The 16427-nt window shown below is 37.6% G+C and carries 16 protein-coding genes; 5 read left to right on the top strand and 11 right to left on the bottom strand.

The genetic code is table 11. The features are described 5' to 3' along the window. Positions 1-2: 2 nt before the first annotated feature. The 6 genes from CDOM16189_RS03080 to CDOM16189_RS03055 form a co-directional block, all read right to left on the bottom strand. Positions 3-812 carry a septal ring lytic transglycosylase RlpA family protein gene (locus CDOM16189_RS03080; RefSeq protein WP_249321498.1) on the bottom strand — a complete coding sequence of 270 codons (810 nt, stop codon included), beginning with the start codon at positions 810-812 and terminating at the stop codon, positions 3-5. Continuing rightward, entirely contained in the window at positions 796-2019 is a 1224-nt protein-coding gene (locus CDOM16189_RS03075) for a lytic transglycosylase domain-containing protein (RefSeq protein WP_169974145.1), read from the bottom strand. The genes CDOM16189_RS03080 and CDOM16189_RS03075 overlap by 17 nt, the downstream gene beginning before the upstream one ends. 12 nt (positions 2020-2031) lie before the next feature. Next, on the bottom strand, positions 2032-2820 hold the full coding sequence (locus CDOM16189_RS03070; protein WP_169974147.1) for a TatD family hydrolase: 789 nt from the start codon (positions 2818-2820) through the stop codon (positions 2032-2034). Next, a complete protein-coding gene (locus tag CDOM16189_RS03065) occupies positions 2817-4073 on the bottom strand; it encodes a GGDEF domain-containing response regulator (protein WP_169974149.1) in 1257 nt (418 codons plus the stop codon). The genes CDOM16189_RS03070 and CDOM16189_RS03065 overlap by 4 nt, the downstream gene beginning before the upstream one ends. A gap of 81 nt (positions 4074-4154) precedes the next feature. Beyond that, positions 4155-5678: an AAA family ATPase gene (locus CDOM16189_RS03060; RefSeq protein WP_169974151.1), complete on the bottom strand. Its 1524-nt coding sequence runs from the start codon at positions 5676-5678 to the stop codon at positions 4155-4157. Beyond that, positions 5671-6546, bottom strand: a complete 876-nt coding sequence (locus CDOM16189_RS03055) for an NAD(+) kinase (protein WP_169974153.1) — start codon at positions 6544-6546, stop codon at positions 5671-5673. The genes CDOM16189_RS03060 and CDOM16189_RS03055 overlap by 8 nt, the downstream gene beginning before the upstream one ends. Positions 6547-6640: 94 nt before the next feature. Here CDOM16189_RS03055 and aspS point away from each other — a divergent pair, with 94 nt between their 5' ends. From aspS to CDOM16189_RS03030, 5 genes are all read left to right on the top strand, one after another. Beyond that, complete coding sequence (aspS, locus tag CDOM16189_RS03050) at positions 6641-8392, top strand: aspartate--tRNA ligase (RefSeq protein WP_169974155.1); 1752 nt, start codon at positions 6641-6643, stop codon at positions 8390-8392. Between the two features lie 9 nt (positions 8393-8401). Continuing rightward, entirely contained in the window at positions 8402-8971 is a 570-nt protein-coding gene (locus CDOM16189_RS03045; protein ID WP_169974157.1) for an adenylate kinase, read from the top strand. 218 nt (positions 8972-9189) lie between these two features. Next, positions 9190-9570, top strand: a complete 381-nt coding sequence (locus tag CDOM16189_RS03040) for a YgiW/YdeI family stress tolerance OB fold protein (RefSeq protein ID WP_169974159.1) — start codon at positions 9190-9192, stop codon at positions 9568-9570. Between the two features lie 133 nt (positions 9571-9703). Next, positions 9704-10222: an inorganic diphosphatase gene (ppa, locus tag CDOM16189_RS03035; protein ID WP_169974161.1), complete on the top strand. Its 519-nt coding sequence runs from the start codon at positions 9704-9706 to the stop codon at positions 10220-10222. A 37-nt stretch (positions 10223-10259) separates the two neighbouring features. Then, the gene (locus CDOM16189_RS03030; RefSeq protein ID WP_169974163.1) at positions 10260-10466 is read left to right on the top strand and encodes a hypothetical protein; all 207 of its coding nucleotides are present in this window, start codon (positions 10260-10262) and stop codon (positions 10464-10466) included. On the opposite strand, the gene CDOM16189_RS03025 is transcribed toward CDOM16189_RS03030, so the two are convergent. The 5 genes from CDOM16189_RS03025 to tyrS all read right to left on the bottom strand — a co-directional run bounded on the left by CDOM16189_RS03025 (position 10414) and on the right by tyrS (position 16418). Then, the gene (locus tag CDOM16189_RS03025) at positions 10414-10683 is read right to left on the bottom strand and encodes a hypothetical protein (RefSeq protein WP_169974165.1); all 270 of its coding nucleotides are present in this window, start codon (positions 10681-10683) and stop codon (positions 10414-10416) included. The genes CDOM16189_RS03030 and CDOM16189_RS03025 overlap by 53 nt on opposite strands. A gap of 88 nt (positions 10684-10771) precedes the next feature. Beyond that, positions 10772-12646: a bifunctional tRNA (5-methylaminomethyl-2-thiouridine)(34)-methyltransferase MnmC2/FAD-dependent 5-carboxymethylaminomethyl-2-thiouridine(34) oxidoreductase MnmC1 gene (mnmC, locus tag CDOM16189_RS03020; RefSeq protein ID WP_169974167.1), complete on the bottom strand. Its 1875-nt coding sequence runs from the start codon at positions 12644-12646 to the stop codon at positions 10772-10774. Further along, positions 12643-14100: an N-acetylmuramoyl-L-alanine amidase family protein gene (locus CDOM16189_RS03015; RefSeq protein ID WP_249321495.1), complete on the bottom strand. Its 1458-nt coding sequence runs from the start codon at positions 14098-14100 to the stop codon at positions 12643-12645. The genes mnmC and CDOM16189_RS03015 overlap by 4 nt, the downstream gene beginning before the upstream one ends. A gap of 16 nt (positions 14101-14116) precedes the next feature. Continuing rightward, the gene (locus CDOM16189_RS03010) at positions 14117-15214 is read right to left on the bottom strand and encodes a nitronate monooxygenase (RefSeq protein WP_169974171.1); all 1098 of its coding nucleotides are present in this window, start codon (positions 15212-15214) and stop codon (positions 14117-14119) included. Next, positions 15204-16418 carry a tyrosine--tRNA ligase gene (gene tyrS, locus CDOM16189_RS03005; RefSeq protein ID WP_169974173.1) on the bottom strand — a complete coding sequence of 405 codons (1215 nt, stop codon included), beginning with the start codon at positions 16416-16418 and terminating at the stop codon, positions 15204-15206. The genes CDOM16189_RS03010 and tyrS overlap by 11 nt, the downstream gene beginning before the upstream one ends. Positions 16419-16427: the final 9 nt, after the last annotated feature.

The following is a 16427-nucleotide window of genomic DNA, read 5'->3' as shown; positions in this document are numbered from 1 at the left end:
GCTTACTCCCTTGCGATAAATGCGCCTTCTATATGCCCTGCTTCGATGAAGTCTCTAGCCTCGTTTTCGCTTCTAAAGCCTACTAAAAATACTCTATATATAGTCCTTCCATCAAGTATATACTCTTTGATTTGAGTATTGTAGTTCTTGGCAGAGTGAGTTCTTTTGTAAGCATTTGCACCACTTAAATTTCTAAAAGCACCAATTTGCACCATAAATATACCGCCAACAAAAGTATCTTGCTGAACTCTACTTGATACCTTAGGCTTTTGAGAGCTTGGTATATTGGCAACTTTGCTATTTATACTACCATTAAACCCGACAACTTCAAGCACTACAGGTGCAGTGCCAGATGCTATCATGTCTATCTTTTGCGCTCCTACTTTTGACAGATCTATAACCCTGCCAGCCACAAAAGGACCACGATCATTAATTCTAACTATAATATTTTTGCCGTTCTTTAAATTTGTAACTCTCACCATTGTATTCATAGGCAAAGTTTTATGCGCGGCAGTCATATTATACATATTATAAATTTCACCGTTTGAGGTTTTTTTGCCATGAAAATTCGGTCCATACCAACTGGCTATTCCACTTGCCCTATCTCCCACGCTTACTATAGTCGGATAATATGTCTTTCCGTTTATGGTATAGGGACGCATGGTGGCTTGATGAACACCTTTTGAATTATTTATCTTTACGTTTGTAGGTCCCGTAGGGCCAAAATTTATACCTATCCAAGAGCATCCTGTAAAAAAAATAGATACAAAAATAGCCAAAAGGCCAAATTTGATACTATTTTGCAGTAGCAAGCTTTGCTCCAATAGATGAATTTGAGCTAATTAGACTGTTTGCATCCTTTAAATCTTTAAGTGCGACATCAAATTTCTCAGAAATTTCATTTAGGCTATCTCCGCTCTTTACTATATATTCGGCAAGATAGTTGATGTTTTGCTCCGTAGGGATTACTATGTTCTCATTTGGTTTTAACTTATCGGATGTTAGATTATTATACTCTTTGATTATCTTATGACTAACTCCTGTTTTTTGAGCAATAGCCAAGAGAGTATCATCTTTTTTTATTGTATAAATTTCAAATTTACGATTTTGGGAGGCCTCAAAATTATCATTAAACATATTTTTTTTATTTTTAGGAATGTATAGATAGTATTGCTTATCCGTAGGTGGAGTATATACGAATTTAAGATGAGAGTTATACTCTTTCATTCTTTTTAAGCTAACTCCTATACTGTCTCCAACCTCCATCAAGGTAGTTCCTCCAGGAACATCAATCTTTGCTAGTTCAACAGCCTTATCACCACCTATTAGATTAGAATTATTTGTATCTTGCGTATTATTATCGGCAGCTATATTCGCTACAGTTAAAATTTTTGTTACGAAAGCCCTGGTTTCTTTTGGCAAATAACCTTTTTTGCTATCAAGAAGCACGTGTATATCATCGCTTCCGGCCTTTTTTATAGCAGATTTTAGCCTAGTTCCTCCACAATTATATGCCATCATAGCCAAATACCATTTTCCAAATTCATCTTTTAAATTTTGAAGATACTTTGTAGCGGCAATAGTGGCAGCTATTGGATCTTTACGCTCATCAGCGTACTCATCTACTCTAAGACCATAAAGCTTAGCCGTAGGAGCCATAAACTGCCAAATACCTACGGCTTTAACTCTTGATACAACCTCGTTGGAAAAACCGGATTCTATCATCGCAAGATATAAAAACGACTCCGGGATACCTGAATCTTTAATAATTTTTTGCAAGACAGGAATATGCTTATATCCGTTCTCTATTGTCCTTGCAAATTCTTTTTTCTTACTATCTTTGATACTATTTTTAACTGTTTTATAGTAAGGACTGGTTAGAAATTTATAGTCTATGTCAAATTCTTTCAATACTTTTTTTTGTAATTCGGTTACATCTTTAACGTTTTTATTCATAGTCGAAGCAGATAAAAATATAGTACAGGTCATACACAAAAAAACTATTTTTAAAATTCTCATTTTTCTCCTTATTTATTCGGTATTAAAATTTCCAAAAAGCATTTTAGCATTTTGCTTGGTTATTCTAATTATCTCCTCTTTTTCTAAATCTAAAATTTCACTCATTCTTTGTGCAACAAATTGCGTATAAAAAGGCTCATTTCTCCTACCTCTATATGGCTCAGGCGAAAGATATGGCCCATCTGTTTCGATAAGTAACTTATCCCTTGGAATTTTAGGCAAAATTTCCACTAAATTTTTAGCATTTTTAAATGTTAAAACTCCGCCGATTCCAAAATAAAAATTTCCAAATTTACTAAGCTCTAAAAGTAATGGCGATGCGTTATAACAATGCAAAACCGCTCCTTTTAGCCTACTTGCATACTCTTTTAATATATTATAACAATCCTCATTAGAGTCTCTAATATGCAAAATTACAGGCAGATTAAGCTCTACAGCTAAATCAAGCTGAGCCTTAAAAACTCTCTTCTGAGACTCTTTCTCGGCTAATTTCTCACTCTCATCTTTTGGCAGCCTAAAATAATCAAGTCCGCATTCACCTACAGCTATGCATTTGTCATCATTAGCAAATTTACGCAACTCATTCTCATCAAAATCATCTATATGATACGGATGAACTCCGACTGCGAAAAAAACATTTTTATAAGCATTGGCTATTCTAGCAGCTTTTGGTAAATCTTTAATATCAGCACCAGGTATCAAAACCCCACCAATGCCACCACTATAGGCATTTTGCATAACCATATCAAGATCTTCATCGTATCTATTATCATCAAGATGACAATGCGTATCTATTATCATCCAGCTACCTCTACCCTATTTCTACCATTCTCCTTAGCTTCATATAGTGCATCATCTGCAAATTCTAAAATTTCATCTAAAGAATAATCGCTTCTTCCAAATGCAACACCGATAGAAACAGTAAATTTAAAACTCTCTTTTTTTAGAGTTATGGATTGAGACGCAATATTAGATCTTAAATTTACAAAAAATTTAATAGCCTCTTCTTTGGAGATATTTTTAAGAACTATACAAAATTCCTCCCCTCCAAATCTAGCTACAATATCATTTCCTTTTGTCTCATCGACTAATTTTTTTGCCAAAAATTGCAGTACTTTATCTCCACCATCATGACCATATGTATCATTAATACTCTTAAAATGATCTATGTCAAGCATAGCTATCGCGTAAGGTTCAAAGAATTCCTCATGCTTACTTAAATACTCCTCCATATTGGCATAAAAATACCTTCTATTATAAACACCTGTCAAAAAATCATGATTCGCAAAATTTGCAATTCTATTAATATTTTCTATAGCCTCTATGGTATTATGTATCCTGCATATAAATTCCTCTTTTTCAAAAGGCTTTGCGATAAAATCATTTGCTCCATTTTTAAGAAATATAGAGGCGTTAACCTCCTCTTTTGGAGATGTAATAACTATTATTCCAAGATTATTCTTGTCGTTTTCTTTTCTAAGCTCTTTTAAAACTCCAAGGCCATCCTTAATAGGCATTCTATAATCAGTTATAACAAGCTTTATATCGGGGTGATCGGCAAAATAGCTCATAGCCTCCTCGCCATGAGCGGCTGTAAATACCTGAAACTGAAGACTTGTTAGAATTTTTTTAATATTATTTCTAAAAGGCATCGAATCTTCAATGATCATAACCTTATACTGCTTATTTTTAATAAGCCTATTTATCATTTGAAATATATAGTTTATATCATCCATGTTGCTCTTGTAAACATAATCTACTATATCTTTATGTATAAATATTTCTCTAGTCTTAGGATCAAGACTTCCTGTTAGCACTATCGCCGCAATACCTTTTGAAATCACATAATCTACTATCTCTCCATTTGGAGCGTCAGGCAAATTCAGATCAAGCAAGGCTATAAAATATTCGCTTGGTTTAGCTAAAAAAACTTCCGCTTCAGCCATACTATGGGCTACGTCTATATCCATTTCGACGTTGCCTTCCATCTTTTTTGCAATAAGTTTTGCCAATGCCTTGTTGTCTTCTACTATTAAAATTCTACTTTTTTTCATAAATATAAGTTATCCATTACACATTAAATTTATAATTTTCTTCAATGCTACCATTTTTTTTCTTGTTAAAATATAAAATTTTTAACCCTCCAAAAGTTGCCTAGCAAAATTTACAGCCTCATTTGTTATCTTCTCACCGCTTATCATTCTGGCAAGTTCGGTTATGCGTTCACTGTTTTTAAGCTCTCTTGCGATTGATTTTTCGCCTTGTCTTTCAACTAAAAAGTGAGAATTTGCCTTTGAGCTAAGCTGAGGCTGATGTGAGATGGCAAAAATCTGATAGAATTTAGCTAAATTTAAAAGCACATTTGCGATACTCATCGCCTCTTTTCCGCTTAAATTCGCATCTATCTCATCAAGGATTATTACCCCTTCTCCACTTCCTGAAATTTGCGTTTCACTTGCTATAAAGGCAAGTCGCAAGCGGTTTAGTTCGCCCGAGCTTAAATTTTTTAAATTAGTCTCGTTTAAACTCAAAGCTATCTCGTCAACGCCGAATTTATCAAGCGGCTTTTGGCTTATTTTAAGAGTGATTTTGCTCATATAAAGCTCTTTAAGATATGAATTTATAAGCTCTTCAAGCTCTTTTAAATTTTCACTCCTTGCCTTTGTAAGCTTGCTTGACATATCGTTAATCTCGCTTTTTAAAGCGTTAAATTTAGCTTCAAGCAAGCTTTTTTCAAAGCTTATATTTTCATATTTACTAAGCTCGGCTTTTCGTTTTTTTAAAGTTTCAAGCGCTTCTTCAATGCTTGCATATCTGCGAATTAGCGAATTTAGTGCCTCGATCCTATCCAAAACGCCTTCTATATCGATATCTTCAAGCTCATCCATATTTAGGTTGTCGCGCGCTATCCTAAGCTCGTTCATACACTCTTCAAAAAAGCTCGCATCTATATCGCTTATATTTAGCGCATCTATGACTGCTCTTTCGGCATGAAATACGGCTTCGGCTCTACTCCAAGCTTCATTTATCTTATCTTTTTTACTAAGGCGTTTTTTTATCTCCATAAGCTCTTCAAATTCGCCTACTTTTGGGCTAACAGACTCTATTTTTGATATCTCAAAGCTTGCAAATTCCTTAAGCTCCTCAATCCTTCTTTCATCTTCTATTATATTTTGCAACTCTTTTGAAATTTGATCAAATTCCTTAAATTTCGCCTCAAATTCCTGCTTAAATTTTAAAAATTCTCCGTTTTTTTTACTTTCGACGATATCAAGCAAATTTAAAAATCTCTCGTTTTCAAACTCGTTTATCTCTTTGGCGGACAGATATTTTATATGCTCTTTTGCAATTGAGGCGAGATTTTTCTTTGAGATAGCCTGAGAGTTGATAAAATACCTTGTCGCCTTATCTCTAAACAGTTTAAAAGTATTTATCTGCTCGCTCTCAATCCCATACTCCTCGGCACTGAATTTATACTCCACATCCGCTTCAATCAGCTTTGCATCGCTATCCTTAAGTCCAAAAACAGCCATTATAGCGCTCATTAGCACTGATTTGCCCGCACCGCTTACGCCTGTAAATACGCTAAGCCCTTCTTTAAATTTAAGCTCCACGCTATCAAAATTTAGATATTCCTTTATCAAAAGCCTCTCAATCATTATAACCCCAGTGAAGTTTTTCTTTTAAAATTTGAAAGTAATCCCTACCGATATGGCGGATAAATTTTGCCGATTTTTCACTCAAAGCAACGCTAATGCTATCTAAATTTGACATGTTAAACCTATCTTGCCCATCGATAACCAAAACAGCATCGCTTTGGGTTTTAAATTTCATCTCAAACCCTCTTGGAAGCACAACCGGGCGCTGAGTAAGTGAATGAGAGCATATCGGAGTAACGGCAAAAACATCGCTTAACGGATAGATGATAGGTCCGTTTGCGCTCATGTTGTAAGCAGTCGAGCCGATCGGCGTTGATATAAGAACGCCGTCACCAAAATACGAGTTAAAATCTTTTCCGTTTAAAAGCGCATTGATATGAGCCATAGAGCCTGGCTTCAAGCTTAGTATCGCGGCTTCGTTAAAGGCTATCTTTTTTACCGTATCGCCACTTTTTTTATGCATAAATACATCAAGCATAAACGGAGTTTCGATATCAAATTTTCCCTCAAAAAAGTCTTTAAAAAACTCTTCGCACTCATCCATCGTGATATCGGTTAAAAATCCAAGCCTTCCTGCGTGAATTCCAAGCACAAACGGCGAAATTTCTGCACTCTGTCTGCAAACTGAGATGATCGTACCGTCTCCGCCTAAAGAGATTAAAAAATCACAATTTTTAGCCAAATTTATTAGCTCAAAACCCTGCTTATCAAGCTCTTTAGCGCAACTTTTTTCAAGTAAAATTTCTACACCGTATTTGGCTAAAATTTTCTCAATCGTCTTTAAATTTTTAGCCAAATCGGCATTTATCTTAGCTACAACTCCGACTTTTTTTACATCGGCAATATTTAAATTTCTCTCTTTTTTCATAGTTTTGATTGTAGCATATTTTGGTTTAAAAGCTCGGTAAAAGCAAAATTTGAGTATAATCAGGCTTTCAAAAACGAATTTTAAGGAGTATCTAATGCGAAGCCATTATTGCGCAGAGCTTAGTGCGGCGGACATCGGCAAAGAAGTCGATCTTTGCGGCTGGGTCAATACATATAGAGACCACGGCGGAGTTATCTTTATCGATTTAAGAGATAGAACAGGGCTAATCCAGCTGGTTTGCGATCCTGCCGATAGCATAAGCGCTCATGAAATAGCGTCAAAAGTTCGCGACGAGTATGTTTTAAAAATTAAAGGCAAGATAAGAGCGCGTGGTGAAGGACTTGTAAATCCAAGGCTAAAGACCGGCGAGATCGAAGTCGTAGTTAGCGAAGTAATAGTTGAAAACCCAAGCGAACCGCTTCCGTTTATGATCAACGATAACTCGGTAAATGAAGATATCAGGCTTAAATACCGATTTTTGGACTTAAGAAACGAGCGCTTGCAAAATATCTTTAAAATGCGCTCAAAGGCTGCGATTGCCGCTAGAAACGCACTTGACCGGCTTGGCTTTATAGAATTTGAAACGCCTATCCTAACTCGCGCCACACCTGAAGGAGCAAGAGATTATCTGGTGCCAAGCCGCGTATATCCGGGGCAGTTTTATGCACTTCCGCAAAGCCCTCAGCTATTTAAGCAGCTTTTGATGTGTTCGGGCTTTGATAAATACTTCCAGATAGCAAAATGCTTTAGAGATGAGGATTTGCGAGCTGATCGCCAGCCTGAATTTACGCAGATTGATATCGAGATGAGCTTTATTAAACAAGATGATATCTTAAATATGGCTGAAGAAGTTCTAAAAGACATCTTTGCAGCCTGCGGATATGATGTCAAAACGCCGTTTAGACGCATGAGCTACAAAGAAGCTACCGAAACATACGGCTCGGATAAACCTGACCTTCGTTACGATCTAGCTATGGTTGACGTGATTGATATATTTGCTCGCTCGACAAATGAAATTTTTAGCTCTATCGCAAAAGATCCTAAGAAAAACCGCATAAAAGCGCTTAAAGTGCCAAACGGAGATAATATATTCAGCAAACGCGAGATGAATAGATTTGAAGAATTTGTCCGCAAATTCGGAGCTCAAGGACTAGGATACTTCCAGATGAAAGAGGATGGATTAAAAGGTCCTCTTTGCAAATTCTTTGAAGAAAAAGACCTTCAAGAGATAGTTGATAGATGCCAGTTAAAACTTGGTGACGTCGTATTTTTCGGTGCAGGCAAGAAAAAGATAGTACTTGACTATATGGGAAGATTTAGAATTTTCTTAGCCGAGCAAATGGGGATCATCGATCAAGACAGAATGGAATTTTTATGGGTGCTAGATTTCCCTATGTTTGAGCAAAATGACGACGGAAGCTACTCTGCAATGCACCATCCGTTTACCATGCCTAAAAATATAGACGAAGAGGACTTGGAAGATATCCTATCCATAGCTCACGACGTTGTGCTAAACGGCTTTGAACTAGGTGGAGGGAGCGTGAGAATCCACAAAAACGACGTTCAACAAAAGGTATTTAAACTTCTTGGCATAGACGAAGCCGAGCAAAGAGAGAAATTTGGCTTCCTGCTTGACGCGCTTAGCTTTGGAGCGCCACCGCACGGAGGTATCGCGATAGGATTTGACCGCCTTGTGATGCTAGCTACTAAATCAACCAGTATTCGCGACGTCATCGCATTCCCTAAAACACAGCGCGCACAATGCCCTATGACAAAAGCGCCGAGTGAAGCAAATTCCGAGCAACTTCGAGAGCTTGGACTTAGACTAAGAGAAAAAACCAACTAAGGAAATTTGATGAAAAAACTATTTTTGATAATCGGAGCACCGGGAAGCGGTAAGACAACAGACGCAAATTTGATCGCAAAAGGCGATGAGAGCTTTACTCACTACTCCACGGGCGATCTGCTTAGAGAAGAAGTTGCCAGCGGAAGCGAGCTGGGCAAACTCATAGACAGCTACATCTCAAAAGGAAATTTAGTCCCTCTTGAAGTGGTTGTAAATGCGATAATAAGCGCTATAAAAAGCTCCAAAACGCCAAATGTCGTGCTTGACGGATATCCTAGAAGCGTCGAGCAGATGAGTGAGCTTGATAAAGTTCTCTCTGCGCAGGATGAAATCGCGCTAAAAGGCGTTATCGAAGTTGCCGTTAGCGAAGATATAGCCAGAGAGCGTGTGCTTGGACGTGCAAGAGGCGCTGATGATAACAACGAAGTCTTTAATAACCGCATGAAAGTATATCTTGAGCCAATCGGCGCTATTCGTGAATTTTATTCAGGCAAAAATTTGCTTCACGAGATAAACGGCGAAAGAACGATTGATGAGATCGTGCAAGACATGAGAAAACTAATAAATTCACTTCTGTAAACTACACAAATTTGATTTGCCACGCTTTGCAAATAGCGCGAAATGTGGCAAATTTACTATTTTTTAAGCAATATTACCCCTTAACTTTTAATTAACAAATTCGCATTACAATTCGCTTCAGTTTATAACAAACTTCATAGTAAGTTATAAAACTAAGTTATCAGGCTGCTCTATTTAGCGGAGCTTAAAAAATAAAATCAAAATTTAAAGGATATAAAATGCTTAAAAAACTTACACTATCAGCTCTTCTAGCAGGCTCGCTTTTGGCAAGCGGAGGATTTATAGGCACAAATAACGCCGCACAAAACCAAGGCGGCTTCACAGGCAAAGGAAGTGCGACGCTAGTCACTATCAAAGAAGCTCTTAATATGAGAGACGGAGCGCCGGTCATTCTTGAAGGCAAGATCAAATCTCAAATCAGATCAGATGATTATGAATTTGTCGGCAGAAGCGGTGAGACAATCGAAATCGAGATAGATAACCATGTCTGGAAGGGCGTAACCGTAGATGAAAACACGCCTATAAGAATTACAGGAAAAGTTGATAAAGACCTCATGAAAACAACTATCGACGTAAAATCTGTCGAGATAATCAAATAATTTTAACTTACTTTTAGCTCATCTCATATTCACTCGCACGGCTATCAAGCGGTAGCCGTGTCACAACTCAAATTTAACTTAAATAAAAGCCGCAAATAAGTATAATCACACTCACATAAAACAAGGAGCAAACATGGATATATCAAAAATCAAAGCAGGCTCAAACCCTGATAAGATCAATGCCGTTATCGAGATCCCTTACGGCTCAAACATAAAATATGAAATTTGCAAAGACAGCGGCGCGGTTTTCGTCGATCGCGTGCTTTATTCGGCGATGTTTTACCCTGCAAACTACGGTTTCGTGCCAAATACCTTAGCAGAAGATGGCGATCCTGCCGATATCTTGGTGCTTAACGAGTATCCTTTGCAAGCGGGCAGCGTCATCCCTTGCCGTCTGATCGGAGTTCTTGTGATGGAAGATGAAGCAGGCATGGACGAAAAACTTCTTGCAGTGCCGGTTAGCAAGATAGATCCAAGATATGACGCTATAAAAAGCTACAAAGATCTTCCCGAAGCGACGCTAAATAAGATAAAAAACTTCTTTGAAACCTATAAAATGCTTGAACCGAACAAATGGGTAAAAGTAAAAGAGTTTAAGTGTGCCGATACGGCAAAAGAAATTTTAGATAAAGCGATAAAAAGCTATAAATAATATAAGCCCCTAAATTTGGGGCTTTAAAAGGTAAAATTTGAAACAAATACTACTTATACTAACAGCTTGCGTCTCATTACTTGCTGCCTCACAAGAAAGAGGCATCATAGATATGCACGGAGGCAAAACTCAAAAATACGGCGGATTTTCAAAGAAATTTGAGGACTCAAACTCTAGCGAATTTGGCAAATTTAAAGAGCAGCCTCACAAACCATACAAACAAGATAAATATCCGTCAAAATAAGCAAACCAAGCGCTAAATCATTTGCGTTAAAGAAATTTATCATGCCTTTTATATTATCAGGATCGCTTAGATAAATTATATATAAAATCGAAAGCCAAAATATCGTGCGTGCAGCACTCGCCACGCCACCGGGCTCAGTCTGAATCGACGGTCTAAACATAGAGATAAAAGCGGTAAAAAACACTATTATAAGAGCAAGGACAAAAAGCTTTTTCATGGATTTATTATAACGAGTTATTTTATAAGACGCGATAAATATAGCTAGTGCTAATTAATTTGCATAGATCGCGTTTAAATTTTAAAAACTACTTAATGCCCTTTTTAAGCTTTCGTATCAAAAATCTAGCTGGATGAAGTGCGTCAAAAAGGCTCTTTTCTATACATAACGGTCGATCAAACATAAGATCGCAGATGAGCTCAGCCGCAAGCACGGCGGTGCAGAGTCCGCGCGAGCCGTGAGCGGTATTGATATAGACATTTGGGATATATTTGGCGCTTAAATTTTCGCTTTTATTTTTCGTCCAAAGAAGCGCTTTATAACTATTTTTATAAAATTCGTCGTCATAAAGCCTTCCGACAATCGGAAATCTATCTCCGCTATAGCTTCTATAGCCTACTTTTGAGCCTAAAATTTTAGGCTTCTTACCCTGCAAAAACTCACCTATATCGGCTAAATTTTTCTCATCGTCACTGCTTCTAGACTCATCAAGTTTTAAATTTCTATCATAAGTTGCACCGACAACTTGCACGCCATCAACCTCAGGGCAGACATAGCCTTTAGCGCTAAAAGCCAAATTTGTCTTTACGGACTCTTTTATGTGCGTGACCTGCCCGCGAACCGAGCTAAGTTGCATGTCAAAATTTGAGAAAAACTCCATACTATCGCTGCCAAGAGCTAGGATCAGCATATCGCTAATGATGGCTTTTCCGTTTTTAAATTTCGCCGAAATTTTACCATCAGGCAAAACCTCATAGCTCTCAAACTCATATCCAAGCAAGATATCAGCGCACTTACTTGCCGTCTTGCACATCTTTCGCGGTCTAGCCTTGGCACCTTCTTTTATAAAGGCACTAGGATAAGGAGCGCTATTTAAATTTATATCAAAAACTCCATTTTCATCATCAAATTTAAGCCACTCTTCTAGCCTTGCTAAAAGCTTTTCATCGTGTGCATAGTCTATGCACCCCCTAAATTCACACTCAGTCTTGCTCATAGCCTTTTTATAAAACCTAACCGCTTGTAAAAACGCGTTCATGTGCATCCTGCCAAGCTCTACTTCAGGCTTTGTGATAAGCGGCATCAAAATTCCGCAGTGATTACCGGAGCCGTTTGTAGCGATGTCTTCGCATTTTTCAGCTATGGTAACTTTTACGCCAAGCTGGGCTAGCTTATAAGCGCTCACACATCCTGCCACTCCGCCACCTATGATAAGTGCGTTCTTTGGAGTTTTGTCGCTACTTTGGATATCAAATCTACTAAACCATGGATTTTTAACGTTGTTGCTTGCGGCTTCAAGTATGGCGCTTATCATCTTGCGCTTTTTGCCAAAACCTTTTTGCAAGCTTACTTTAAAGCCGTTTTTAGCAAGTGCATTTTGCACGGCTTTAGCACTAGAGTAGGTTCGTAAAATCGCTCCAGATTTACTTAAATTTGTAACCTCTTTAAAGACCTCGTCACTCCACATATCGGAATTCTTGCTGGGTGCAAACCCATCCATAAACCAGATATCGGCCTTAAAATCAAGCTCGGGCAAAATTTGATCTATCTTGCCAAAGCACAGATCAAGAGTGATACGTGAATTTGCAAAATTTAGCCGATGAAATCCTCGTATAAGAGGCGGATAGTTGCTTATAAGCTCACTTGAAAGCTCGTTAAAAACGCCTAAATTTTCATAAATTTTAGCAAGATCTTCCTTGCTTATAGGATTTGCTTCAATGCTGACGTAATGCAAAAATTTGTTTGAGTTTTTGAATTTGTTTAGTGTTGTTAAAAAATTAAGCCCTGCTCCAAAGCCCGCTTCGGCGATGATAAATTTCTGCTTACTATCCCAAATTTCATCAATCGCACTGGCAAATACATATCTACTCTCGCCTGCAGGATCGTCGCTGTTAAAGTATATGTCGCCAAAATTCTCGCTATATGCGATGCCCTCTTTAAAAGAAATTTTGGCTGTTTTCATTGCTGATTTGCAAAATAGACATCAACGCCGTCAGCGATACCTTTAGCGATCGCATCTTGGTAGTTTGATTTGCCTATGAGTTTGCCCTCATCAGGGTGCGAGATGTACCCCACCTCAATCAAAACGGCAGGCATAAGCGCGCCTACCAGCACCCAAAACGGCGCTTCTCTCACTCCGCCGTCGACGACTTTTGAGTTTATCTTTTTGGTGCGTGCGAGCACTTCTCTCTGAATGTCTATGGCAAGCTTATTTGAAGCGATGATCTTTTCTCTGTTTAAAAAGTTTAAAAAGGTCTGCTTGGAGAAGAAATTCATCTCATCTATGTCTGATTTGTTTTCAAGTGCGGCTACGTTTTTGCTGCGCTCACTTCTTGCAGGAGAGAGGAAAAACGTCTCGATACCCTGCATAACAGCGCCTTTTTCTTTATTTGGTGCGGCATTTGCATGAACGGATATGAAAAGATCGGCGAGTTTATCGTTTGCAAGCTTTGTTCTGCTTCTAAGGTTGATAAATTTATCTTTCGTGCGGGTGTAATACACCTTGTATCCGCGCTTTTTAAGCTCATCTCCCGCCTTAAGAGCTATGCTTAAGACGATATTTTTCTCTTTAAGTTTTGCGCCGCCTATCGCGCCAGGATCATCGCCACCGTGTCCTGCGTCAAGGACTATGATCTTGTTTGATGTACTAATCTTAGTTTTAACTATTTTTTTAGATAGATTAGAATTTTGTTTTTTACTCTTATCGTCTTTAAGTTCAGTTTTTTGCTGACTTTTTGAATTTGATGCTAAATTTTCCAATTCTACTTTATCAAGCGCGAAAAATATAGAATTTTGTTTTATTTTGAAATTTATTTTTTGCTCTTTTTTGTGAGAAAATAAGACTCTGATAGTATTTTTATCAAACTGGCTTACTTTGATCTCATCAGATATTATATTTTTAAAAGCTTGAGGCTTACTTATCCAGACTCTGTTTAAGTCATACACATTTCTAAAATGGTTTTTTGAATTCAGTTTAAAATGTTTTATACTACTTTCAAAAATAGGACTACTAAATTTTATCTCCAAGCCATTTGGATGTTCGATAACTTTTAGAATTTGAATTGATTTATTTGAGTAATTTTCTTTAGCTGTTATTAATGGCTGATTTGATCCCTTTGACTCTTTTTGTAACTTTTTATTATTTTTACTATCTTTTTGGGCCGCTTGTACTAATGACTCCAGCTCTCTTTCATACGGATTAGAGCCTAATCCTAATGCTTTTGAGCTTTCAATCAGTCTTTTTAATATCTCGACTCTGATTTTATCATCATTATCTACGACCGACTTTATATATAATCCCTTCATATCCTGATGGAGTTCAAGCTTGATAGTTTTATTTGCCTTTAGAAATTTATCGTCAAAATTCTTTATCCTAGCATCAAAAGTAGAGCAAATTCCCACTGTAGCAATAAACAAAAAAAATAAAATAACCCTAATTATTTTCGCCATGTATTAGTTTTTTAAAAAGCTCTTTTACACTGATTATCTCGTTTAGCTTATACCCATTTGCACCAGTAAAAAATAGTCCGGTTTCTTTAACTCCTGAAAATGCGTCAAAAAGCCTATCGGCTATACAATACCCGACCTCTTTAGCCTCTTTGCCGCGTTGACAAGGCGCCACACAATTACTGATACAACTTATCTTTGGACCAGCCTTTTTATCCACTAAGTCTAATAAATTAGTCCTTACTCCGCGTGCAGGATATCCAACCGGACTTTTAATAAGCTCGATATCCTCTTTTTTCGCATTCAATATCGCATCCTTAAAATCTTTGCTCGCATCGCACTCGTGAGTACCTATAAATCTCGTTCCCATCTGCACTCCGTCAGCACCGAGATCACAGACTCTTTTTATATCATCTTTATCCCAGATGCCGCCCGCCGCAAAAAGCGGAAAATCGCCCCACTCTTTTATCTCATCTTTAACAGGTTTTATTAGATTTTCAAGTTGATACTCTGGATCTAGGCATTGCTCGTATGTAAAGCCTTGATGTCCTCCGCTAAGAGGTCCTTCTAAAATCACAGCATCAGGGAGACGGTTATATCTCATTGTCCAACGTTTACATATTATCTTTAAAGCTTTAGCAGAAGAGACTATCGGTACTAGTGCTACATCTTTGAAATTTTGTGTAAATTCAGGTAGGTTTGTAGGAAGTCCGGCTCCACTTATTATTATGTTTATACCGTGTTCGCAGGCATCTTTTACAGTTCTAGCATAATCGTTGCTGGCATATAGTATATTTACTCCAAGAGGCAGATCTCCGCAAATTTTTCTAGCATTATCAATGACAGCCTTAAGACCCTCACGTGAATAGAAATTTTCACTTCCAAGCGGTTTTGAATTTAGCTCTTTGGTTATATGTGCTCTATTTTCATAATATCCGGTACCAACAGAACTTATTACTCCTAGTCCTCCTTCCAAGCTTACGTTGCCAGCCAGCTTGTCCCAACTTATACCAAGCCCCATTCCGCCTTGAATTATCGGGTACTTTATCTCATATTTTCCAATTTTTATCGATTTAAACTCCATCTACTACCTTTAGTTTTGCAAATTTTCTCTTGCCTACTTGTAAAATATACTCTCCAACGCCAAGTTTTAACTGTTCATCGGAAATTTTCTTTTGATCTATACTAACCGCATTTGCACTTATATCTCGTCTTGCTTGAGAATTTGTAGAGCTTAATTTACAATGAACCAAAGCCTCGACTATCCAAACTGGAGCCTTAAGATTAAATTCTTCAAGCTCTGCCGGAATTTGATTTTGAGTATGAACTCGGTCAAATTCAGCCTTAGCCTCGTTGGCAACCGATTCGCCATGATAGCGTGCCGTTATTTCTAATGCAAGAGCCTCTTTTACAGCCTTTGGATGTGCTTTGCCACTATCAACATCATCTTTTAGACTCTTTATCTCATCCACACTTTTATCACTCAAAAGCTCATAGTATCTCCACATAAGATCATCGCTAATGCTTAAAATTTTACCAAACATATCATTTGCATTATCCGTTACTCCTATATAATTACCCAAGCTTTTACTCATCTTATTTACGCCGTCAAGCCCCTCGAGAAGTGGCATCATTATAACCGCTTGCTCTTTTCCGATATTATAAATTCTTTGCAGGGTTCTGCCCATTAAAAGGTTAAATTTCTGGTCTGTTCCCCCCATCTCTATATCGCATTTCATCGCCACACTATCATAGCCTTGTAAAAGAGGGTATAAAAACTCACTTATGGATATGGAGCTGCCGGCCTTAAATCTCTTCTCAAAATCATCACGCTCAAGCATTCTAGCCACGGGAAAAGTACTTGTTAATTCAACAATACCTGCCGCTCCAAGCTCGTTACACCACTTTGAGTTAAACATTATGACAGTTTTTTTAGGATCTAAAATTTTAAAAACCTGCTCTTCATAAGTCTTGGCGTTTTTAGCCACAGTCTCTTTATCAAGTTTCTTTCTAGTGGCTGATTTACCGCTTGGATCGCCTATTTGACCAGTAAAATCTCCTATTAAAAACTGCACTATAGCCCCATGCTTTTGAAGAAATGCCATTTTAGTAAGCACTACGGAGTGACCTAGGTGAAGATCTGGCGCAGTAGGATCAAAGCCTGCTTTTACATAAAAATTTTCGCCTTTTTCATAATATCTTTTTACAAGCTCTATAACCTGCTCTTCGCCAATTATCTCTGCAACACCCTTTTTTATCTCGTCTATAATTTTTGCAATATCAGCCACTTCTTCTCC

The organism is Campylobacter sp. RM16189 (assembly GCF_012978815.1).
Taxonomy (GTDB): Bacteria; Campylobacterota; Campylobacteria; order Campylobacterales; family Campylobacteraceae; genus Campylobacter_A.
This window is presented reverse-complemented; position numbering and strand designations above follow the sequence as displayed.